This is a genomic window from Rhodococcus sp. NPDC056516, assembly GCF_042794655.1.
Lineage (GTDB): Bacteria > Actinomycetota > Actinomycetes > Mycobacteriales > Mycobacteriaceae > Rhodococcus_F.
This window is the reverse complement of sequence record NZ_JBHTTG010000001.1, coordinates 33366-54125: the sequence shown is the minus strand read 5'-3', so window position 1 is coordinate 54125 and position 20760 is coordinate 33366. Positions and strand designations below refer to the sequence as shown.

The window sequence follows — 20760 nt, the reverse complement described above, 5'->3', positions numbered from 1 at the left end:
TTATCCGGCCCTTGTCCCTCGACTATCCCTTGACGTTGCCTGCGGCGGTGTTCAGCACCGTGGCGACGTCGTCGAGGATGTACGGGATGGTCAGGACCGTCAGTCCTCCGAAGGCGAAGTTCTTGTCGACGCTGAAGTCCTTGGTGGATGCAGTGCGGCCGTCGACGATCACCGGCTGTGCGGCAACCAAAGGCTCGGCGAGGAACGCGTTGAGAGAGTCCTTGTCGTAAGCGACCACGAACAGCACGTCGGCCGCGATCAGGGGCGCCTGCTCGGTGCTCAGCTCGAAGTACACGGCCTCCGGGTCCTTGGTCGGATCTGCCTGCTGGATCGTCGGCTCGTTCTTCAGTCCAAGCTGTTCGAGGAACTCGACGCGCACGTCGGCGTCCTTGCTCACCGCGAACGTGCTCGGGCTGTTCGGAAGTGCGATGGTCACGGTCTTACCCTGCAGCGCAGGGTTCTTCGCAGCTGTCGCGCTGATCGCGGCATTGGTCTTGTCGATGAGTGCGGTGGCCTCGGCCTGCTTGCCCAACGCCTGACCGGCGATGGTCACCTGGTCCTGCCACGACGCGGTCCACGGCTCGTCCGGGAAGGACACCACAGGCGCGATCTTCGACAGCGCGTCGAATTCCTGCTGAGTGATACCGGAGTACGGGGCGAAGATGAGATCCGGTTCTGCCTTCGCGAACTGCTCGACGGGCGCCTCACCGGTTCCGTCACCCGACAACAAGGTCGGCTGCTCGCCACCGAGCTTGTCGAGCGCCTCGGCGTCCCACTTCAGAATGCCCTTGTCGTCGGCCCCGTACTGAGGTCCGGCGAAGGTGGGCATCGCAACCGGGACGACGCCGAGCGCCAGGAGGGCGTCCTGGTTGGACCATCCCCAGGTTGCGACCCGCTTGGGCTCCTCCTTGATCTCGGCCGTGCCGAGAGCAGACTTGATCGTCACCGGGAACGCGGCATTCGCTGCCGACGAAGTCTCGGTGCTACCGCTGTCGTCGTTGCTGCTGCAGGCTGCCATTCCAACCACGAGGCCGCATGCCGCCAGTACAGCTACCATTCCGCGGACGCGCTTGCCGCCGCTCCGGTTGCGCCGCTCTGACGGCCCTCTTCCCATAATCCTTTTCACTCCAACACCTCTCGACCGATCGATCTGCTCATACACCCCCAGCGGGTGACGGCGCCTAACGTAGCACGAAGGTTACCCTTGCCTCAGATTCATTAGCCCCCGTCACCACCGGAAACGATCGCGGCGACGGATCGCAACGCCGCTGCCCACGCGTCGACCAACCGTGGCACCTCAGCCACCACCGCAGGCGGCCAGGCCACGGTGGCGCCCAGCATGGAGGTGGTCAGGCCGCCGACGCCACGGCGATCGTGCACGTAACCGTCCACCACCACGGGATGAGAACACGGCACGGCGTCACCGAGTCCGGAATCCATACTGTCGCGCAGCGGGCTTGCCCTGAACCTGCCGCCGTCGTCGTCACCGCCGTCGTCACCGCCGAGGTCGAATCGACCCAGGTAGTTGAATTCCACTGCTGCCGAGTCGTATTCACCGAGTACCTTCCGCCCTTGCGGATTCAGGTAACGCAACGCCCCGTAGGACATCCCCTCCCCTGGCACCGCCGACCGTGCGCGCTTGGCCCCGGCGACGAGTTCACGCGCCGCGGCAACCGAACCGGTGAGCACCGCGTCGAATCGATCGGTGCGTGCGGTGATCCTGATCGGATGGACGTCGGTGAGCCAACCCACGACCCCCGATCCGTCGACAGAGCTCTTGCCGACGTCTCCGCGGCCGTGCCCCTCGACGTCGACGACGAATTCGGCGTCCGCACCTTCTGTTCCGGCCTCGGACCAGGCCGCGAGCGCGGCGGTGAACGTGCCGAGCAGAACGTCGTCCACCGACCCCCCGAGCACGGTGGACACACCGGCAAGGAGCGCGGCCGTCTCGTCCTCGGTCAACGTGAACGACACCCGGTCCAACGTGGCGCCGACGTCGGCAGTGGGATCGAGGGGGCGGATCAGCGGTATCCGAGCGCCGGGTGCGGCGATGGCTGCCCACCGGTCGAGATCATCGAGGATCGACGCCGAATGCGCGTGATCGTGCACCGCATGCGCCCACCGCCGGAACGAGTCGGGGGCTGGTTCCGCCACGGGCGTCGTGGAAGAGCCGTAACCGTCGACGTGGAGGTCGGGCAACAGCACCCGCCACGACACTCCGTCCACCACCAGGTGGTGCAAGGTGATGAGCAGTTCGCCGGGCTCTTCGTCACGCCGGAACCACACCAGGTCGATCATGCGCCCGTCAGCCGGACGCAATCGTGCCTTTGCTGCCCGCGACTCAGCACGAACCGCCTCCCGGGCGGAATCGTCGCGCTCACCGGTGATGTCCAGTACCGAAAGCCATTCGGAGGGAAAACCATCGGGTTCAGGAATATCCAACTGGGTACCGTCGAATCGTGCCCGCAATATCGGGTGCCGCCGCGCGAGCGCGTCGATCATCGCGACGATCCTCTGCTCGGTGAACTCGGCCGGGATCCGAAGCAGCACCGCTTGCGAGATCTGGTCTATCGGCCCGTCTACGCCGGCTAGCCAGGCCACGATGGGAGTGAGCGGCACTTCGCCGTACGGCGAAAGTGAGGAGTAGCGCGAATCAACCTGTGCACCAACAGATGCCTCGGCAGATACAGCAAGAGCGCGTACGGTGCGCCCCGTCGAGACGTCTCGGGGCGAGACCGTCAGTCCGCGCGCACGCAGACGGGCGGACAGTTCCATCGACATGATGCTGTCGCCGCCGAGATCGAAGAAGTCGTCGTCGACTCCGATGTCGGGGATGCCGAGCAGGTCGGAGATCTCGGCGCACAGCCGGTGTTCCAGGTCGGTCTCCGGCGGGCTGGGCACTCGGTCGGGAACCTTGCCCTCGGGGAACGCAGCGAGGTCCAGTTTGCCGTTGGACAGCAACGGAAACCGGTCGAGGACCGTGTAGCTGGCAGGCACCATGTACGACGGCAACCGGCCGGCGACGCCGGCACGCAACTCTCCGATGTCCAGCGTGCGCCGCGGTTCCGGCACGACGTGCGCCGACAACCGTTCTGTGCCAGTGCCATCGGTGCGGGCTACGACGCGGGCATCGGCCACTCCGTCGAGCGCGCGCAGGCAGTGTTCGATCTCGCCCAGTTCCACCCGGTGCCCGCGGATCTTGACCTGGTGATCGGCGCGACCGGTGTAGTCGAGCAATCCGTGGTCCGTCCACGACACCAGGTCGCCGGTGCGGTACATCCTGGTCCCGTCGGCGGCGAACGGATCCGGCAGGAAATGCTGGGCTGTCAGCGCCGGGGCAGCACGGTAGCCGCGCACAACGCCGGGGCCACCGAGATACAACTCGCCCACCACCCCGACGGGCACCGGACGCAGGCCGGCATCCAGGACGTAGGCACGCAGACCAGCGACGGGCCGTCCGATGAGAGGCTCTCCGGAGCATTCCGTCGAGGTGTGGACGGCGTCGACGGTTACCTCGGTCGGGCCGTAGAAGTTGTGCAGCACAACCGAATCCAGTGACCGCATCCTGTCCCAGAGCTCCCGGGTCACGGCTTCTCCGCCCACACCGAGCGCACTGATCTCGGAGCCGAGCCCGGCGCGAATCAGGTGTTCGAGAACCGATGGCACCACTTCGACGAAATCGGCGGACACTCGGCGCAGTTCACGGAGCAGCGCGGACGGATCCGCCGCGGCATCACGGTCGAACACGTGGACCGCGTGGCCGCCGAACATCCACAGCTGCGGCTGCCAGGAGGCGTCGAACGCCAGCGACCAGGCGTGACCGACGTTGAGATGAGAGCGTCCGGTGCGTGCGACCGTTGGATCATGCACCCGATCACGATGACTGAAGTACAGGTTCGCCAACCCCCGATGCGGAACGACGACACCTTTGGGGACGCCGGTGGTGCCGGAGGTGTAGATCAGGTACGCCGGCGAGTCAGCGTGCAGCGGGGTGCGTCGTTCGGCGTCGGTGACGACGCGGTGGTCGTCTTCGGATTCGGCGAGCGTCGAAGTGTCGACGATCGTGCACGCCCCCAGTGTCACCGATCCGTCGAGCAAGGCATTGTCGACGGCGCGGTCGTCCGGTGTCGTCACGATCGCGGTGGGTCGGGCACTGTCGACAATGCGTTGGGTGCGTGAGGCGGGCGCATCCGGTTCGATCGGCAGGTACGCAGCCCCCGACCGCATCACCGCGACGATGGAGGCAAGAGTGAGCGCAGACCGCGTCGCGGGTACGACGACGACGTCCTCGGCTCCCACTCCGAGACGCAGCAGTGCTCGGGCGATACGGTTCGCGAGGATGTCGAGCGCGGAGAACGTGAGAGTGGTCCGGGCATCGGTGACGGCGACAAGCTCGGGCGTTCGGACGCACTGCGCATCGAAGACTTCCACCAACGTGCCACCCGGATAGTGTGATTCGGCTCCGGCGAACTCACCAAGGATGCGCCGGCGCTCTGCGGCGTCGACGAGCGCCAGGTCGGATACACGGTGGGCTTCGGGGGTGTTCATCGACGCCAAGACCGCATGCAGGGCGTCACTCATCATTGCGGCGCTGCGGGTGTCCACCAGATCGGGCCGGAACTCCACGACGATCCGCAAGCGGTCTCCGGGAAAGACGGTCACGGTGATCGGATAGTGCGTCATCGTGTGAAAATCTCCAACGCGCACCGTGAAGTCGGCGGAATCGATACCGGCAGTGTCTGCTTCGGCGAAGTTCTCGAACACGACGAGGGTGTCGAACAACCGGCCGACGCCACCGATCCGCTGGATGTCGGCGAGTCCCACATGGTGGTGATCCAGGACGGACACGGTCTGCTCGCGCAGGCGACCGAGGACGTCGGACACTGTCGCGGCAGCAGGAACGTCCACGCGCACCGGAACAGTGTTGACGAAGAGTCCGACCATGTCGGCCGAGCGGTCGAGGTCGGCAGGTCGACCCGAGACCGTCGATCCGAACACGACGTCGTTCTGCCCGGTGACGGCCGCGAGTACCACGGCCCAGGCCGCGTGCACCAGTTCGCTGAGCGTCGACCCGGACTGAGCAGCAAAGGATTTGAGATTCCCGGTCCTTGCTTCGGACAGATCGACGATGATCTCCTCGGCAGCGACTCGTGAGGCACGGCCGTCGGAGTCGGACACCAGGCAGGGGCGGACAGGGTTTCCAGGTGACTCGGGATCGCGACCGAGCACCTTCCGCCACGCGGTTGTCGCCGCAGCGCTCTCGCGAGAGGTCAACCACCGTAGGTAGTCGTCGAACGAAGCCGGGGCAGTGAGGGTTCGACCCTGGTACAGGCGGAACAGGTCCGTGCCGACGGTCCCCATCGACCATCCGTCGACGAGCAGATGATGCATCGTCAGGGCCACCCGGTGGCGGACCGGTGATTCGTCGAGCACGGTGACGCGGATCAAGACAGAATCCTCGACGTCGAAGGTTCGTCGGTCTGCTGCGATCAGGGACTCTGAGTTCGGACCGTCGAGGGAGCCGACGGTGTATCGGCGCACCTCGATGTCGCGATGTGGTCGGAGTACAGCGACCGTGCGACCCGATTGCAGGGTCGTGAACGTCGATCGCAGACTCGGATGCCGATCGAGGAGTGCGTGCAACGCCTCTTCGAGTCGGACGCTCTCGAGCACACCGTTGATTTCGAATTGTGTTGCAATTATGTATATTTCGTCCGAGTCCTCGGCCGCGGTCAGCGATTGGAAGACAATACCCTGCTGCAAAGCGGTCGCTGGACGAACGTCGTCGATATCGGTTCCCGAGGCTGCGAGTTCCGCACGTTCGGTGTCGTCGAGCTCGATCAGGGGAGCGGCTCCGCTGCCCACCGGCTGCGCGCCACGGGGAACTGCAGCGTCCGCGCACGCAGCGATTGCCGCGACCGTGCGCCTGGCAAATACGTCCGCCGTGCTCAGCACGATCCCCTCACGGGCAGCATGGTGCACGAACGTGATGGCCGCGATGCTGTCGCCCCCCAGAGCGAAGAAGTCGTCGGCAGCGGCGATCTCGGCTATGTCGATCCCCACGAGGTCGGCAATGATTGCCGCCAACGCCAGTTCGGTGGCAGACTGCGGCGCGGCGCCGCCCGTCGAGGTCGTGGGGATCTCGATGCGAACCAAAGCGAGCCGGTCCAGCTTTCCGTTGGGAGTGACCGGCAGTGTCGCCAAGACCATCCACGAGGCGGGAATCATGTACTCCGGCAAAGTCTGACGCAGTCGCACGCTGATCTCGTCGCCGATCGTGTCGGCGACGTGTGACTTCTCGGCGCCCCGCTCGGCTTCACTGCTACTCGGAACGACGAACCCGGCCAGTCGCGGCCGTCCGGCAGCGTCGGATACGGCAACTACGGCCACGTCGTCGACGAGTCCACTTGCGGCGGTCGCAGCTTCGATCTCCCCGAGCTCGATTCGATGTCCCCGGATCTTGACCTGCCGGTCAGTGCGTCCCACGATGTCGAGGGTGCCGTCCGGCAGCTGTCGCCCGCGGTCCCCGGTGCGGTACATCCGCTCCCCGGCGGCGCCGTCCGGGTAGGCAACGAATCGAGTGGCTGTCGCCGCCGGCGCCCGGTGATAGCCGCGAGCGAGTTGAATTCCCGCGACGTAGATCTCGCCCACCACACCGCGAGGAACGGGAAGGAGAAACTCGTCGAGGACCCGGATTGTCGTGTTCGGCACTGCCGAACCGACGACGCTGGCCGCCGGGGAATCGTTCCCCGGAATCGACACGTCATGAGTGGCGACGTCGCCGACCACTTCCGAAGACCCGTAGGAATTGGTCAGATGTGTTGCAGGGCAGGCTTGTGCGATGGACTCGATCACGCCCGACGTCAGCGTTTCACCGCTGACGATCCAGTGGGTAACCGTCGAGACATCGGCTGCAGCTGCATCACAGAGCGCGGCGGCGAGGGATCCGACCGCCGTCATCTGTTCCGCTCGATGAGTGGTGGCCAACCGGGCCAGCGCGTAGGCGTCGGTGAACTCGTCGTCGAGGGCCACGATCACACGTTGCCCAGCCAGTAGACCGGTCAAGAGTTCGGTGGTTCCGTCGATGAAGCTCAGGGAACTCTTGGCCAGACGGCTACGTGGCTGACCCCATCGATTCACGGCCCAGTGCAAACGATTCGAAAGCCCGTCTCGGGTACCGAGGACACCTTTCGGCGCGCCGGTCGAGCCGGACGTGTAGACGAGGTACGCGGGCAGATCTCCGGTCCACTCGGAGACGAAAGGCGCTGACCCACAATCCTGAGGGATCTCGGAGGTCGTGATGCGCGTGGTCGCGGGTACCAGTGTGCTGAGCAGGGTACTGGTGTCCGGGTCGACGATCATCGTGTGGGGATTCGCGTCGGCCAAAAGGTACTCGATGCGATCCCGCGGGTACAGGATGTCGATCGGTACCACCGCCGCACCGACGTCGAGGATGGCAAGGAGTGCAGCGACCATGTCGGGTCCGCGTGGGACAGCGACTGCAACAGTGGATTCCGGCCCTGTCCCGGCATCGCGCAGTGCCGCCGACAAGTCAGCGACCCGGGTTGCCAACTCGGCGTAGGTCACGGTGTCGGCACCGGACACGATCGCCACCTCGGCCGCGGACTCCGCGAACCTGTGCGCCAGTTGCTGTTCCAATCTCGGTACGGCGACGATCTGGCCTGTGTCGTGGACCTCTGTGCTTGTCCGCGCGTTCGCAAGCGCCAGCGACACGGGTACGTCCGAATCGGCAGTCAGCTCGTCGAGCAGGTCCGTGAACAGCGTTGCCACAGTGGATGCGACGTCGGCCGGGATCGATTCGGGTCGGTAGACGACAAACGCCCACAGCGAGGGATCGGGGCCCGCGACCAGAGCGAGGGGGAAACTCATCGGTGCACCGAGCACGGTGACGTCGTCGACACTGGCGCCGTCGTCCGGGACTGCGCTGGGATAGTTCTGGTAGACCACTGTCGTGTCGAACAGCGTCGAATGACCGGTGGTGCGGGCGATGTCGGACAGGCCGAGATGTCGGTGGTCGTCGAGGTCGAGGTGTCCGGACTGGATGTGGGCGAGTAGATCACGGGTAGTGACGATCCGATCGACCCGCACGCGCACCGGGACGGTGTTGAGTAGCAGACCGACGATCGAGGCGGCACCGGGCAGATCGTACGGACGGATGGATGCGGCCATCCCGAACACGACGTCGCGCCTGCCGGTCAAGGAGGAGAGGACAAGTGCCCAGGCGAGCTGGACCACCACATTGACCGTCACCCCGGCGTCCTTGGCGCACAACGTGACCCGCTCGCCCAGATCGGGTGGGAGAACGACGTCGAGCCGAACCGGGGTACTCTCCACCACGTCGGTGCCGGATGCGACGAGGGTGGGCGCGTCCAGACCGTCGAGGTAGCCGGCCCAGCCCGTACGGGCAGCGTCGGCGTCCCGCTTCGCCATCCACCCGAGGAAGGTTCCGAATTCGGCCGCAGGCTCGAGCCGATCGGCCGTGCCGCCCGCTTCGTAAACGCTCAGCAGTTCGCGGACGAACAGTGCTTCCGACCATCCGTCCATCAGACTGTGGTGGTAGGTGATCACCAGTGCACGATCGACGACCGTGAACCGGATCAGCGGGCTCCGCAGGAATTCGAATCCGGCGGCGCGATCGACCGCTCTGGCTTCCTCGAGGTCTGCTCCCGCCGCCGACAGCGAGATCTGTGGCACCGTCGCCCGTGGCACGACCCATACGAGGGTTCCGTTGCTCCGTTGTCGAAGAACAGCTTTCAGGTGCGGGTAGCGGTCGAGCATCGCGGTGATACTCACTGTGACGATCCGGGCGTCGACCGCCGACCGGAAGGTCACCACCGTCTGGGAGAGGTAGGGATCGTTCTCCGCCGCCGCCAGGCTGGACTGCAGATACATTCCGGTCTGCAGCGCCGTCAGCGGCAGGACTTCGAGGATCTTCGATCGGCCTGCTGTGGCTTCGGCCCGGGCTTGTGCGTTCACAGGCTGTTCTCGAACTCGTCGAGTTCGTCGGCACTGAGGTCCGTCACCTCGACGCTCGTCACGGCGGCACGTTCCTCAGCCGCCGAGTTCTCTTCGACGGTCAACTCGGTCCCGAAAAGTCGCACCGTGCGCTTCTGCATGATCGCGCGAGGGGTGAGGCCGATGCCGGCGCTTCGAGCCGCAGATGCCACGGCGAGGGAAGTGATGCTGTCCCCACCCAGCCCGAAGAAGTCGTCGTCGATACCGACCCGGTCGACGCCGAGGATGCGGGCGACGATCTCGCACAGGACGGTTTCGACCGGACTGCGCGGCGGCTGATGGTTGCTGCCGCTGGAGTCGGGTTCCGGCAGGGCACGGACGTCGAGTTTCCCGTTGACGGTCATCGGAATTCGATCGAGTAGCGCGAACGACGTCGGCACCATGTAGTCCGGCAACCGTGACGCGAGACGGTCTCGGACGGAAGCAAACAGCCCTTCCGCTTCGACGCTCCCGTCAGGGACGAGGTACGCGGTCAGTTGGCGGGTCCCGGTTGCCGGTGCGGTGATCGCTCGGACCACTGCGGACCCCACGCCCGGGCAGGACGTGACCGCCGCCTCGACTTCGCCGAGTTCGACGCGGTAGCCGCGGATCTTGACCTGGTCGTCGGCGCGGCCACAGTAGTCGAATAGACCGTCCGGACGCACCTGTACCAGGTCGCCGGTCCGATACATCCGGCCACCGTCCGCCAGCGGGTTCGACACGAAATGAGCTGCGGTGGTGCCGAACCGGCCGAGGTATCCGCGTGCGAGACCAGCTCCGGCCAGATACAGCTCTCCGATCGTGCCTTCCGGAACCGGGCGCAGCCAGGGGTCGAGGACGTAGGCGTGGGTTTCGGTGACCGGCGAACCGATGGTCGCCGTCTCGCTGTCGCTTGTCCCTCCGCCGAGTGCGTTGATCGTGTACTCGGTTGGCCCGTACAGGTTGTAGCCCTCTACACCCGGTTCGTGAAGAAGCCTGGACCACAACGAGTCCGGGACGGCTTCGCCGCCGAGCAGCACGAGCGGCATCCTGCTGTCACCGTCGAGGATGCCTTCGTCGAGGAGGAGCTGCGCGTAGGTCGGGGTGACGTTGACGACGTCGATCTTCCGTTGCGCACAGTACGCCGCCAAACGTGTTGCGTCGCGGCGTAGTTCCTCGTCGCAGATGTGTACCTCGTGGCCTTCGACGAGCCAGAGCAGTTCCTCCCACGACATGTCGAAGGAGAACGAGACGGTGTGGGCGATACGCAATGTCCGACCACCACCAGCGGCGATCGTGGGTTCGAAGATCTTGCTGCGGTGGTTGAGTTGCATGTTGGTCAGGCCCCGATAGGGCGTCAGGACACCCTTCGGCGCCCCCGTCGACCCGGAGGTGTAAATGACGTACGCGGGATGCTCCAGCCTGCCCGGGACGCCGGGGGCGAATGCCACCTGGTCGGCGGCCGTCAGCACCCGATCGGCGCGTAGTTCTGCCACGGTTTCTGCGTCGTCGATCACCATTACATCGGCGTCGGTGACAAACGGCCGCGACACGACGGCACTGGTGCTCACCAGGATGCTCGGCTGTGCGTCGGCGAGTATCACGTTCAGCCGGTCCGTGGGGTGATCGAGTTCGAGCGGCAGATAGGCCGCCCCGGTACGCAGCACTGCGAACAAGGCCACCACGGTCTCCACGGTGCGAGGCAGAGCGAGCGCCACGATACGTTCGGGCCCGGCTCCCCGGCGGATCAGTGCAGCAGCGAACGAGTCTATACGCGAGGAGAGTTCGGCGAAGGTCACCGACTCCTCGCCCAGAACTACCGCGGTCCGGTCCGGATCGAGTTCGGCCCGCTCGGAAAGTAGTTCGGCAATCGTGATGTCGGGGGTGCCGGTCAGGCTCGGGTAACTGGGAATTCGACGGGTTGCCCACCGGGCGAGCGGCCGATCAGGTTCGTCGGCGATCGTCTCGAGGGCGTCGTGGAATCGGTCGAGCAGATCGCGGGCGGTGGACTCGTCGACCAGATCCGGCAGGTAGGTGACGCTGAGATTGAGTCGGTCACCGGGGTCGACGGCGATGGAGATCGGGAATTCCGAGCCGTCGACGGTCGACAGATGCCGCAGGCGCGGCGTCGTACCCGAATCTTGCGCGGCCGCATTCCGCAGAACCAGCAGCGTGTCGAACAACTCTCCGAGTCCGATCGCCTTCTGGACGGCGCCGAGCCCGAGGTGATCGTGAGGCATCAGATCGAGGCGCTGATCCTGGATCCGTCTCGCCAGCGTCGCCGCAGTGTCGGATCCACGACCGAACGCGCGCACCGGAACAGTGTCGATGAAGGCGCCGATCGTCCGGTCACTGCCGGCGACCTCGATCGGGCGTCCGGACAGCGCGGTGCCGAATACGACGTCCGTGCGTCCGGTGACCGCTGTCAGGACCGCTCCCCATGCAGCGGCGAGAAGGGTGAACGGAGTGACCTGGGCGGTCCGAGCGATGTCGGCCAGACGAGCCGAGGTGGCGCCGGGCAGGAGCCGTTCGAGGCGCTGCGGCAACGCTGCCCCTGCGCGATCAGCGGTGCGGTTGGTAAGGAGTGTCGGAGAATCGAAGTCTGCGAACATATCTCGCCACGCCGCCGACGATGCGGCGCGGTCTTGACGTGTCAGCCACGCGAGATGATCTCGGTAGCTCGTTTCGGGTGCCGGCGCGGCGCGGTTGTCGTGGAGATCGAGAATACGGTCTGCCAGCAGCCACGACGAGGTGCCGTCGAAGGCTCCGAACCAGTAGTTGACGACCAGCCGGTCTTCGTTGCCGGGCAAATGCAGGAGGGTCACCCGGAACAGTGGCGGTGCGTCGACGTCGTAGCCTGCCGCCCGGTCCTCAGCGAGCTCGCAGATCACCTGTCGATCGGCGTCGGTGTGTGTGGTCAGGTCGACCACACGGACGGCGGCGTCGACTCGGCGACGGATCACCTGCACCGGTTCGCCGAGGGCGGTGACCGTGAATGCCGCTCGCAAGGTGGGGTTTTCGGAGATCACGGTGGACACTGCCGCGTTGATGCGTGCGTCGTCGAGGTGCCGGTCGAGGGCGGCGACGTTCTGCACCGTGTACAGCAGGGCCGCGGCCGGGTCGAGGCTGATCTGGTAGTACAGCCCACGTTGGAGCGGTGAGAGTGGCCAGATGTCCTCGACGTCGCCGAACCGGTCGGCGATCGCAGCGTGATCGTCGTCGGTCAGGCTGAGCAGCGGCGCATCCGACGCGACTGTCGCTGCCCGTTCCGCGAGCCCGCCCGATGCGTCGATCCGAGCGGCGAGGCCGGCTACGGTGGGCGCCGCGAACACCATCCGCACGGTTATCGCGTCCGTGTTCAGACGATCGCGCAGTCGCGCGACGATCGTGGTGGCGAGGACCGAGTCTCCACCGAGCGCGAAGAGGGTGTCGGTGACACCGACACGGTCGACACCGAGCACCGATCGCCACACGTCGGCGATGTTCTCCTCCAACGGAGTACGGGGAGCTACGTGAGCGGCGCGGCGCTGTGTGTCGGACAAGGTGCGGGCGGCGGCGACGATTGCGTCCCGGTCTATCTTGCCGTTGATCGTGACCGGCAGTGCAGTGGTGACCACGATCCGGTCGGGCACCATGTGTGCCGGAAGTGCAGTGGACAGACGCTCCAGAATCATGTCGACGGATGCCGTAGCGTCCGATGCTGTAGCGCCGTCCTCGAGTACGACGGCAGCAACCAGACTCGGCGAACCGGAGACGTCGAGAGCAGCAGCACCGGAGACGATATCGGGATCCTGGTTCATCACGGACTCGACCTCGCCGAGTTCGATCCGGAAACCGTTGATCTTCACCTGGTTGTCGATACGGCCGATGAATTCGACCATGCCGTCCTCGACGTAGCGAACGAGGTCGCCCGTGCGGTACCAGCGACGACCAAATGCTTGGACGAACCGTTCTGCCGTGCGTTGCGGGTCGTCGAGATAGCCGGTGGCCAGGCCGATGCCGGACACCCACAGTTCGCCGCCGACCCACTGGGGAACGTCACGACCGTGCCTGTCGACTACGCGGAACTCCATGTTCCGCAGTGGCGTTCCGAAAGGGACCGTGCGCCATCGCGGATCGACAGTCCGCACCTCGCAGATGCTGTTGTGAATCGCAGTCTCGGTAGCGCCTCCGAGTCCGGCGAACCGGCATCCAGGTATCGCTGCAGTCAGCCGACGGTACAGATCGGTTGTCACCTTGTCCCCACCGAGCATCACCACTCGCAACGTGGCTCCGAGATCGATGCCGGTGGACAGGATCATGTCGAGAAGCGGAGGTACGCAACTGAGGACGCTGACCCGGTGCTCGACGATCATCCGGGCCCAGCGCTGCGGATCGCGCCGTTCGTGTTCCTCGATCAGCACGGCGGTGCCTCCGACGGACAGGCACGAGAACAAGTCGAAGGTGCACAGGTCGAAGTCCAACTCGGACAAGCACAGTGGACGGTAAGACTCGTCCAAGCGGTACCGGTCGACGATGTCACCGATCGTGTTCATCGCCGCGACATGAGGAACCACGACGCCCTTGGGGCGACCGGTCGATCCCGAGGTGAAGATCATGTACGCCGGGTCGTCGGGGGATCCGAGATGCGGCTGGGTGATCGGATCGTGTGCAAGGGCCGCAGCTACGGACAAGTCCCGCCCGATTACCGTGCGGAATCCTGCGGCGTCGGCGATGAGATCTGCGCGCGAGTGTGGCTGATCCACGCCCACCGGTACGTACACGGCCCCAGCCGCGAGGACGCCCAGGACCGCGACGACCTGGTCAGAACCCTTGGGTAGGGTGATTCCGACGGTGTCACCAACCGCGATTCCGGCCCCGACGAGTGCCGCCGCCATCCGCAGCGCGCTGTCGGCGAGCGCGCCGTATGTCATCGTGGTGCCCGACGCCCACGTCAGCGCGATCGCATCCGGGGTGGCTGCGGCCCTCTCGAAGAATGCGGCATGCAGCAGCGACGAGGCCGTGTTCGGGACCTCCGGTACCGGCGCCTCTATGACGTCAGAGTTCATGACGTCAGAGTTCCAGGCGCCGACAGGCGCAGTCAGTGCGGGAACTGCGTTGTCCCAGAATGATTTCCCTCCGTCGACGATCGAGGACACCAGATGTTCGAAGGCGCCGAACATCGCCTCGGGCACTCCAGGAAGGAACTCGTTGGCGCGGATGTCCCAGTTGACGAGGAGTCCGCCGTCGAGTTCGGTGATCTGCGCGTCCAGAACCACTTGAGGGCCTTGGGAGATGATCCACACCGGATCGCCGAACGTCTCGCGGACCCGGCGATGGAAGAGTTCCCCCAGACTCAGTGCACTGGTGAACACCACCGGCGCCAGAACCTGCTCTCCCCGTGAACGACTCAGATCCCGCAGGACCTCGACACCGGAGTAGTCGGCATGGGCGGCGTCCGCATGGAGGGTCGCCTGAACGGCCTTGGCCCGTTCGAGGAAGGACACGGTCTCGGTGAGATCGACGTCGAGCATCACCGAACTGGAGAAGTCGCCGACCAGTGCTGCGACGTCCGGGTGGGTGTCGGCGCGGTCGAACATCGGAACGTTCAACAGGAAACGCGATTCACGAGACCACGCGCCGACTACCTCGGCGAACGCCGTGGCCACCGCGACTGCCGGCGTCACTCCGTTGGCTCGGGCAGCAATGCGAAGCCGGTCGTATCCGTCGGCGTCGAGGTGGAACGACAGCCGGGTCGCAGCGGCGGAACCGGAATCCCCTTCCACCAGCGGCAGAGTCGGCGCACCTGGCAGATCGTCGAGGCGTGCCCGCCAGTAGGACTGTGCAGCAGAACGGGATTCGCGGCGCTCCGTCGGGCGGTCGGCGAGGTAGTTACCGTAGTCGTAGCCGAGGGGCGGCAGCGTCTCTCCGCCGTACACCCGGGCGATGTCGTCGAGAAGGATGCGGTAGCTCACGGCATCTCCGGCGATCATGTCGACGTCGAGATGCAATCTCGACCGGTCACCAGGCAGGACGGTCAACTCGGCCGAAAAGACCTGCCCAGCTTCGATGTCGAGCATCTGATGGGAAAGTCGATGACGAGTGGCGTCGAGGTGGGCGTCGATCTCGGACTCAGCAGCTGCCGTGAGATCGGCGACGGTGAGCAGGGTGCGATCGAGGCTCGGCAGGATTACCTGCTGGCCGTTGTCGGTAATCCGGGCGCGAAGCATTCCATGCCTCGCGGTGACCGTCGCCAAGGCGCTTCGAAGCCGTTCTGGATCGACGATCGGACCGTCGAATTCGGTATAAAGGTGAGGGGCGACGCCGCCGAGAAACTGGTCGTGACCGCGGCCCACCCAGTAGGCGTGCTGTAGGACTGCGAGATCGAAGGCAGCGTCGCTGCCCGCGCGGACGTCCGATGCCGCCGAGGCTGTCTCGACTTCGTTCGTCTCGGTCAGGATCGTCGACCAGTGTGCAACAGTCGGAACCTCGGCCAGATCGGCAAACGTCACGGTCAGCCCGCTGCGGCGCCAGCGCCCCACCAACCGCATGACGACCAGCGATTCGAGGCCGAGCTCGAAGAGATTGACATGGTCACCGACTGTGGACGGCGCGACACCTACGGCTTCCGCCACGACTGCTCGAACGTCGTCCATCCCTGTCGCCTGTCGCTGCACAGCCCAACCCTTCGATCCCTCGTAATCCCCATGAAAATGTAAAGAAAAAGACTTGATTCCGAACCCCGCGTGAAAGATTCAGCGACCCGGCTGTCAGCGACTGGCGTACTGGTCCTGTGCGCCGGGAACCGGCTCGGCTGGGTCCGATCCCAGCTCGACGATCGTGTTCGCCGAATCGACGTGCACTACTCGGGGCACGAAATCGGCCAACTCGCGATCGTCGAGGTGTCGGTAGGACATGATGATCACCAAGTCACCTGGTGAAATAAGGTGCGCAGCAGCGCCATTGATGCCGATTACGCCAGAACCGCGTGCGCCGGCGATCGCATAGGTCTCCAGCCGCGCGCCGTTGTCGATGTCGACTATGTGGACCTGTTCCCCCTCGAGTAGATCGGCCGCCTCCATGAGATCTACGTCGATCGTGACCGATCCGACGTAGTGCAGATCGGCCTGTGTGACGGTTGCACGGTGGATCTTCCCTGAGAGCATGATTCGATTCACGTTCAGAAGGGTAGCCTATCCCAAGCAATCGGTGGGTTGTAGCAATTCCACCAAATGGGACCGGTGCGGTGCGATCTGCCGGGCCCACCGGCGAACCCCCAGGGCCAGAGACAATCCGTGCTGCACAGGGTCTTTCGTGAAACCGTCATGGACAAACGTCCGAGACTCCGGAACGCGGACCGGACGAAGCACGCGGACCCCATCGCAACGCAGAATCAGGTTAGGCTGCACTACTACTTGGCCGAGACCGGGCCGACGACATATTCGTACCGCCGCCAACGGCGAGGATGGACTGATGCCATGACTTCGACTCAGGCGAAACAAGATTCGACACCCGGCGCACTCGACATCGTCGGAGTGGGCTTCGGACCTTCGAACCTGGCTCTGGCGATTGCGATCGAGGAGCACAACGCGACGTGTATCCCCGCCGATCGCATCAGCGCCCGCTTCGTCGAACGACAACTCGCCTTTGCCTGGCATCCAGGCATGCTCCTCGACGGAGCAACGATGCAGATCGCGTTCCCGAAGGATCTGGTGACATTTCGGAACCCCAGGAGTTCCTACAGTTTCTTCACCTACCTGTTCGACAAGGGTCGACTTGTGGACTTCGTCAATCACCAAACCTTTTTCCCCACTCGCCACGAGTTCGACGACTACCTCCGGTGGGCGGCCGATCGAGTCGACGCCGACGTCCAATACGGCGCTACTGTGACTGGGATCACTGGATCCAGATCCTCCAGCGGGACCGTCGACGAGTTCAGCGTCGAGACGTCCGCGGGCGAGACCCTGCGGACACGCAACGTCGTGGTCGGTGCGGGTCTGCGTGCGCGGCTGCCTGAATGGGCAGCCCCGTCACCCCGATGCTTCCACAATCACCAGTTCCTGTTCCACCTCCAGAACCTCCCCGAACTGCGCCATCAGCGTTTCGTCGTACTCGGAGCCGGACAGAGCGCCGCAGAGGTAGTGCAGTACCTGCACCGGCACTATCCGAATGCCGAGGTGCACAGCGTCTTCTCTCGCTACGGCTACAGCCCCGCCGACGACAGCCCGTACGCCAACCGGATTTTCGACCCCTCGACCGTCGACGAATTGCATGCCACGACACCGGAACAACGGGAGCGCCTCCTCTCCCTTCACAAGGGAACCAACTACTCCGTAGTCGACATCGAGCTGATCAACGAGCTCTACACGACCGAGTACCAGGAGATTGTCCGCGGCAAGCGGCGCTTGTTCATGCGCAAGGCGTCGTACATCACGAACGTGATCGAAGGCCAGGACGGTATCGACGTCAGCGTCCGCAGCACTCTCGACGGCGTCACCGACACGCTTTCCTGCGACGCTGTCGTGCTCGCAACCGGGTTCACGCCGATGCCGCTGCGAGAGATCCTCGGTGACCTCGCACCCGTGGGTGATTCGGCGACGGAAGTGGCGCGGGATTACCGCCTCACCACGAAACCGGAAGTCCGGGCGGGCATTTACCTGCAAGGCGGCACCGAAAAGACACACGGGCTGACTGCGTCACTTCTGTCGAACGTGGCCGTCCGTGCAGGGGAGATTCTCGGCTCCGTAGTTGCACATCGCTTTCCGCGAAACGATTCTCGAACTGAAGGCTTCACGGTCGAGGTAGCCACAGGAAGGGAAAACACGCCGAACAGTCTTGCGACCCGATAGCTCCGAACACCGATAGTCACGTAACTGACGCTTGCCGTCACCGGGCCGCCGCGGGAAGAGCTGGCCTCTCTACTCGGCGGCCTGTCGTCGCACCATCTCCGAGATCCAGATGGGCGCAAACGGCGAGGTGCAGTTCGGGGGCGTCGGGTAATCCTCGAGCACCCGTAGTCGCTCACCGATCTCGATTGCCCGGGCGCGGTACTCGACATGTTCGATCCCGATCTGAGCCAGGCAATGATTCATCGCCCATTGCAGGCGGTCAGGAGCATCCTTCATCTCCGCCTCGATGACGTCGAGTAGACCTGAAAGGTCAAGGCCCTCAGGCTTCTTCGCAACACGTTCGGTGGTCAGAGCCCACCCGGCGCTAGCGACCACAGGATCCGGGTCAGCGGTCCAGGCCACCCGCAACTCCTCGGCGTGCGGGTTCTTCTTCACGACATAGTTGACGAGCCAGTCATGCACCTTGGGAATACGAGCCTCACGCAACATGACGTCCAACTGGTCACGCTCGAACGCCTTCGGGCGACAGATCAAAATGGCCAGCAACCTGGCCGCGGTGTCGCCCGTCGCCCAAAGCTGTTGTGCGAGTTCCTGCTGAGTCTTCAATCGCTTCGCAACAGCGCGCAGCTTTGTGAGATTCACGCCGTGATTGTCGCCGTGCTTCTCGTTCACCGCACGCGCCTTCGGATCTTCGAGAGCAGCCAACTCGTCCATCACCGCGGCAACCGTTGTTTGGGCCACTTCGTCCTCCAGTCACTACTTCTGCAATTCACCTACAAGCAAAGTACGGGAAAGCGATCAACCTACGTTTGAAACGTCGGCCAATGGGTACGTGACTGGTCCTGAGGTGGCGGCATGTCACCATGACGACAGGATGAACCTTGCACATGCGGTACGAACGTTCTCACCCGGGCGATAACCGGCCCACTCCTTTTCGTGTTCACCCTCGAGACGTTCTGGGCGCCGGTATCTATGTACGCCCTCTGCCAACGTCGATCCGCTAAGTGTGGTGCGATGTTCAGGAGGGGGTGTGATGACCGGCAGTTCTGACGCATCAGATGTAATTCAGCGTCGAGAGCGAAAGATCAACAGGCGAACCCTGACCTACGGCCTGTCCGTCGTTCTGGCCAGCGCGGTGTTGGTTCTCGCGATCGTGTGGCTGGGCTCCCGACGAGGCGAATGCATCGCCACCGATACCTTGCTGTGCTCGCCGAAAGATCGCCGACTGGCGGTCTTCGTCCCGAGCCTCATGTTGTTGCTCGGGACCGTGGGCGCGTTCTTGCGAACCTCACTGCGATTGCACCGACTGCGGCGCCTCTACATCCGTCCTTACATGGCGTGGGTCTTGGCAGGACTTACCCTGGTCTATCTGGCGGGAGCTTACTTCTTGATCGGGGTGTAGATTCTCTGAATATGTCTGCTCGGCAAACAGATTCACCGATAGGTCGGTTCAGTACCCGGACACTCCCCCGCCGGATGGCAGCGGTGTCCCGGACTACTCGAGCGGATCTCGCATCACGAGAACGGCGGGATTACCGACAAAGACGTTAATTGTCGCTGCGCCTGCCCAGTGCGCTCTGACTTCCCGCAGCGGGTCCGTCGAGCGAGAGGGGTCACGATCGGGAATACGTCGGCAAGAACTCGGGTGCGCGCCCATTTTGACGCCGCCGCGAAAGGCATTGAACACCAACGACGCCACGACCAAGATCGGCGCCGCCGCCCACCACTCCGTTTCAGTTCGTCGGCAACTGCCTACCCGGCAACATCGGCCACCATATGTCTTAAAGATTCAACGACTTCGAGATGATGCTTCGCATCACCTCGCTGGTACCGCCGAAGATCCGGGACACCCTGGCGTCGGTATAAAGGCGGGCGATCGGATATTCGCTCATGTATCCGTATCCACCGTGCAACTGCAAACACTTGTCGATGATGCGGGCCTGATTCTCCGTGCAGAAAAGCTTTACCTTGGCTGCGTCGGAAACCGAAAGTCGTCCGTCGTCCAGTGCAACGAGCGCTCGGTCGACGAGCGCCTGCGCTGCCTCAAGGTCCGTAGCACAATCGGCGAGAACGAACTTGGTGTTCTGGAAATCTGCAACTCGTTGCCCGAAAACCCTGCGGTCCTTGACGTAATCAATCGCCAATTTCAAAGCCGCGGTGGCGGTTGCCTGAGCGGCGATCGCAACGGTGAGTCTTTCCTGTGGCAAGTTCGCAGTCAGCATGGTGAATGCGTCGCCCTCGACACCCAACAGGTTCGCGGCGGGAACCCGGACGTTGTCGAACACGAGTTCCGCGGTGTCCTGGGCTTTGAGGCCCATCTTGTCGAGGTTTCTGCCGCGTAGAAAGCCTGCCATACCGGCCTCGACCACCAAGAGTGACAGGCCCTTCCGTCGGTTACTACTCGACTTCTCTGTCCGCGCTGCGACAATGACCAGATCGGCATTGATTCCACCGGTGATGAATGTCTTGGCACCGTTGAGCACGTAGTCGTCGCCGTCGCGCACAGCAGTGGTTGACATCCCAGCGAGGTCCGAACCCGTTCCGGGCTCGGTCATCGCGATCGCAGTCACCAGATCACCATTGGCGAAACCCGGAAACCACCGCGCCTTCTGCTCGTCATTCGCATACTCGAGAAAATAGGGAAGTACGGTGTTGAGGTGGACCTGCAATCCGCCGACTGTCGCAGCAGCATAACCGGTTTCCTCGAGCACTACCGCGTTGAAACGGAATCCCTGGACACCGCCGCCGCCGTATTCTTCGGCAATCTGCAGCCCGTTGATGCCCAGTTCCGCTGTTTTGCGATACAACTCCCGCGGAACCACCCCGGCGGATTCCCACTCTCGGATGTTGGGAACAATTTCCTTGTCGATGAACTGTCCGACAGTCTCTCGGAACGCGTCGTGATCGGCAGTGTAGACATCCCTGTACATGAATTCTC

The 20760-nt window shown here is 64.2% G+C and carries 8 protein-coding genes; 2 read left to right on the top strand and 6 right to left on the bottom strand.

Annotated elements, in window-relative coordinates:
• Positions 1-22: 22 nt before the first annotated feature.
• From ACFQ6Y_RS00200 to panD, 4 genes are all read right to left on the bottom strand, one after another.
• Positions 23-1018 (bottom strand): iron-siderophore ABC transporter substrate-binding protein, encoded by a 996-nt coding sequence (locus ACFQ6Y_RS00200; protein ID WP_378530326.1) that lies wholly within the window; start codon positions 1016-1018, stop codon positions 23-25.
• 200 nt (positions 1019-1218) lie between these two features.
• Positions 1219-8997, bottom strand: coding sequence for an amino acid adenylation domain-containing protein (locus ACFQ6Y_RS00195; RefSeq protein ID WP_378627530.1), 7779 nt, complete (start codon positions 8995-8997; stop codon positions 1219-1221).
• Positions 8994-15629, bottom strand: coding sequence for an amino acid adenylation domain-containing protein (locus tag ACFQ6Y_RS00190; protein ID WP_378627527.1), 6636 nt, complete (start codon positions 15627-15629; stop codon positions 8994-8996). The genes ACFQ6Y_RS00195 and ACFQ6Y_RS00190 overlap by 4 nt, the downstream gene beginning before the upstream one ends.
• Positions 15630-15743: 114 nt before the next feature.
• Positions 15744-16139: an aspartate 1-decarboxylase gene (gene panD / locus ACFQ6Y_RS00185; protein WP_378532694.1), complete on the bottom strand. Its 396-nt coding sequence runs from the start codon at positions 16137-16139 to the stop codon at positions 15744-15746.
• Positions 16140-16451: 312 nt separating this feature from the next.
• On the opposite strand from panD, the gene ACFQ6Y_RS00180 reads away from it, so the two are divergent.
• Positions 16452-17822, top strand: coding sequence for a lysine N(6)-hydroxylase/L-ornithine N(5)-oxygenase family protein (locus tag ACFQ6Y_RS00180; protein ID WP_378627525.1), 1371 nt, complete (start codon positions 16452-16454; stop codon positions 17820-17822).
• A 69-nt stretch (positions 17823-17891) separates the two neighbouring features.
• On the opposite strand, the gene ACFQ6Y_RS00175 is transcribed toward ACFQ6Y_RS00180, so the two are convergent.
• Positions 17892-18563 (bottom strand): DNA alkylation repair protein, encoded by a 672-nt coding sequence (locus ACFQ6Y_RS00175; protein WP_378627522.1) that lies wholly within the window; start codon positions 18561-18563, stop codon positions 17892-17894.
• 292 nt (positions 18564-18855) lie between these two features.
• On the opposite strand from ACFQ6Y_RS00175, the gene ACFQ6Y_RS00170 reads away from it, so the two are divergent.
• Positions 18856-19224 (top strand): hypothetical protein, encoded by a 369-nt coding sequence (locus ACFQ6Y_RS00170; protein WP_378627519.1) that lies wholly within the window; start codon positions 18856-18858, stop codon positions 19222-19224.
• A 379-nt stretch (positions 19225-19603) separates the two neighbouring features.
• On the opposite strand, the gene ACFQ6Y_RS00165 is transcribed toward ACFQ6Y_RS00170, so the two are convergent.
• Positions 19604-20752 (bottom strand): acyl-CoA dehydrogenase family protein, encoded by a 1149-nt coding sequence (locus ACFQ6Y_RS00165; protein ID WP_378627510.1) that lies wholly within the window; start codon positions 20750-20752, stop codon positions 19604-19606.
• Positions 20753-20760: the final 8 nt, after the last annotated feature.

What these genes read in the sequence shown, in the direction of transcription:
- ACFQ6Y_RS00200 (WP_378530326.1), bottom strand. Translation starts at nt 1,018, where the DNA reads ATGGCAGCCTGCAGCAGCAACGACGACAGCGGTAGCACCGAGACTTCG.
- ACFQ6Y_RS00180 (WP_378627525.1), top strand. Translation starts at nt 16,452, where the DNA reads ATGACTTCGACTCAGGCGAAACAAGATTCGACACCCGGCGCACTCGAC.
- panD (WP_378532694.1), bottom strand. Translation starts at nt 16,139, where the DNA reads ATGCTCTCAGGGAAGATCCACCGTGCAACCGTCACACAGGCCGATCTG.
- ACFQ6Y_RS00165 (WP_378627510.1), bottom strand. Translation starts at nt 20,752, where the DNA reads ATGTACAGGGATGTCTACACTGCCGATCACGACGCGTTCCGAGAGACT.
- ACFQ6Y_RS00190 (WP_378627527.1), bottom strand. Translation starts at nt 15,629, where the DNA reads ATGGACGACGTTCGAGCAGTCGTGGCGGAAGCCGTAGGTGTCGCGCCG.
- ACFQ6Y_RS00170 (WP_378627519.1), top strand. Translation starts at nt 18,856, where the DNA reads ATGACCGGCAGTTCTGACGCATCAGATGTAATTCAGCGTCGAGAGCGA.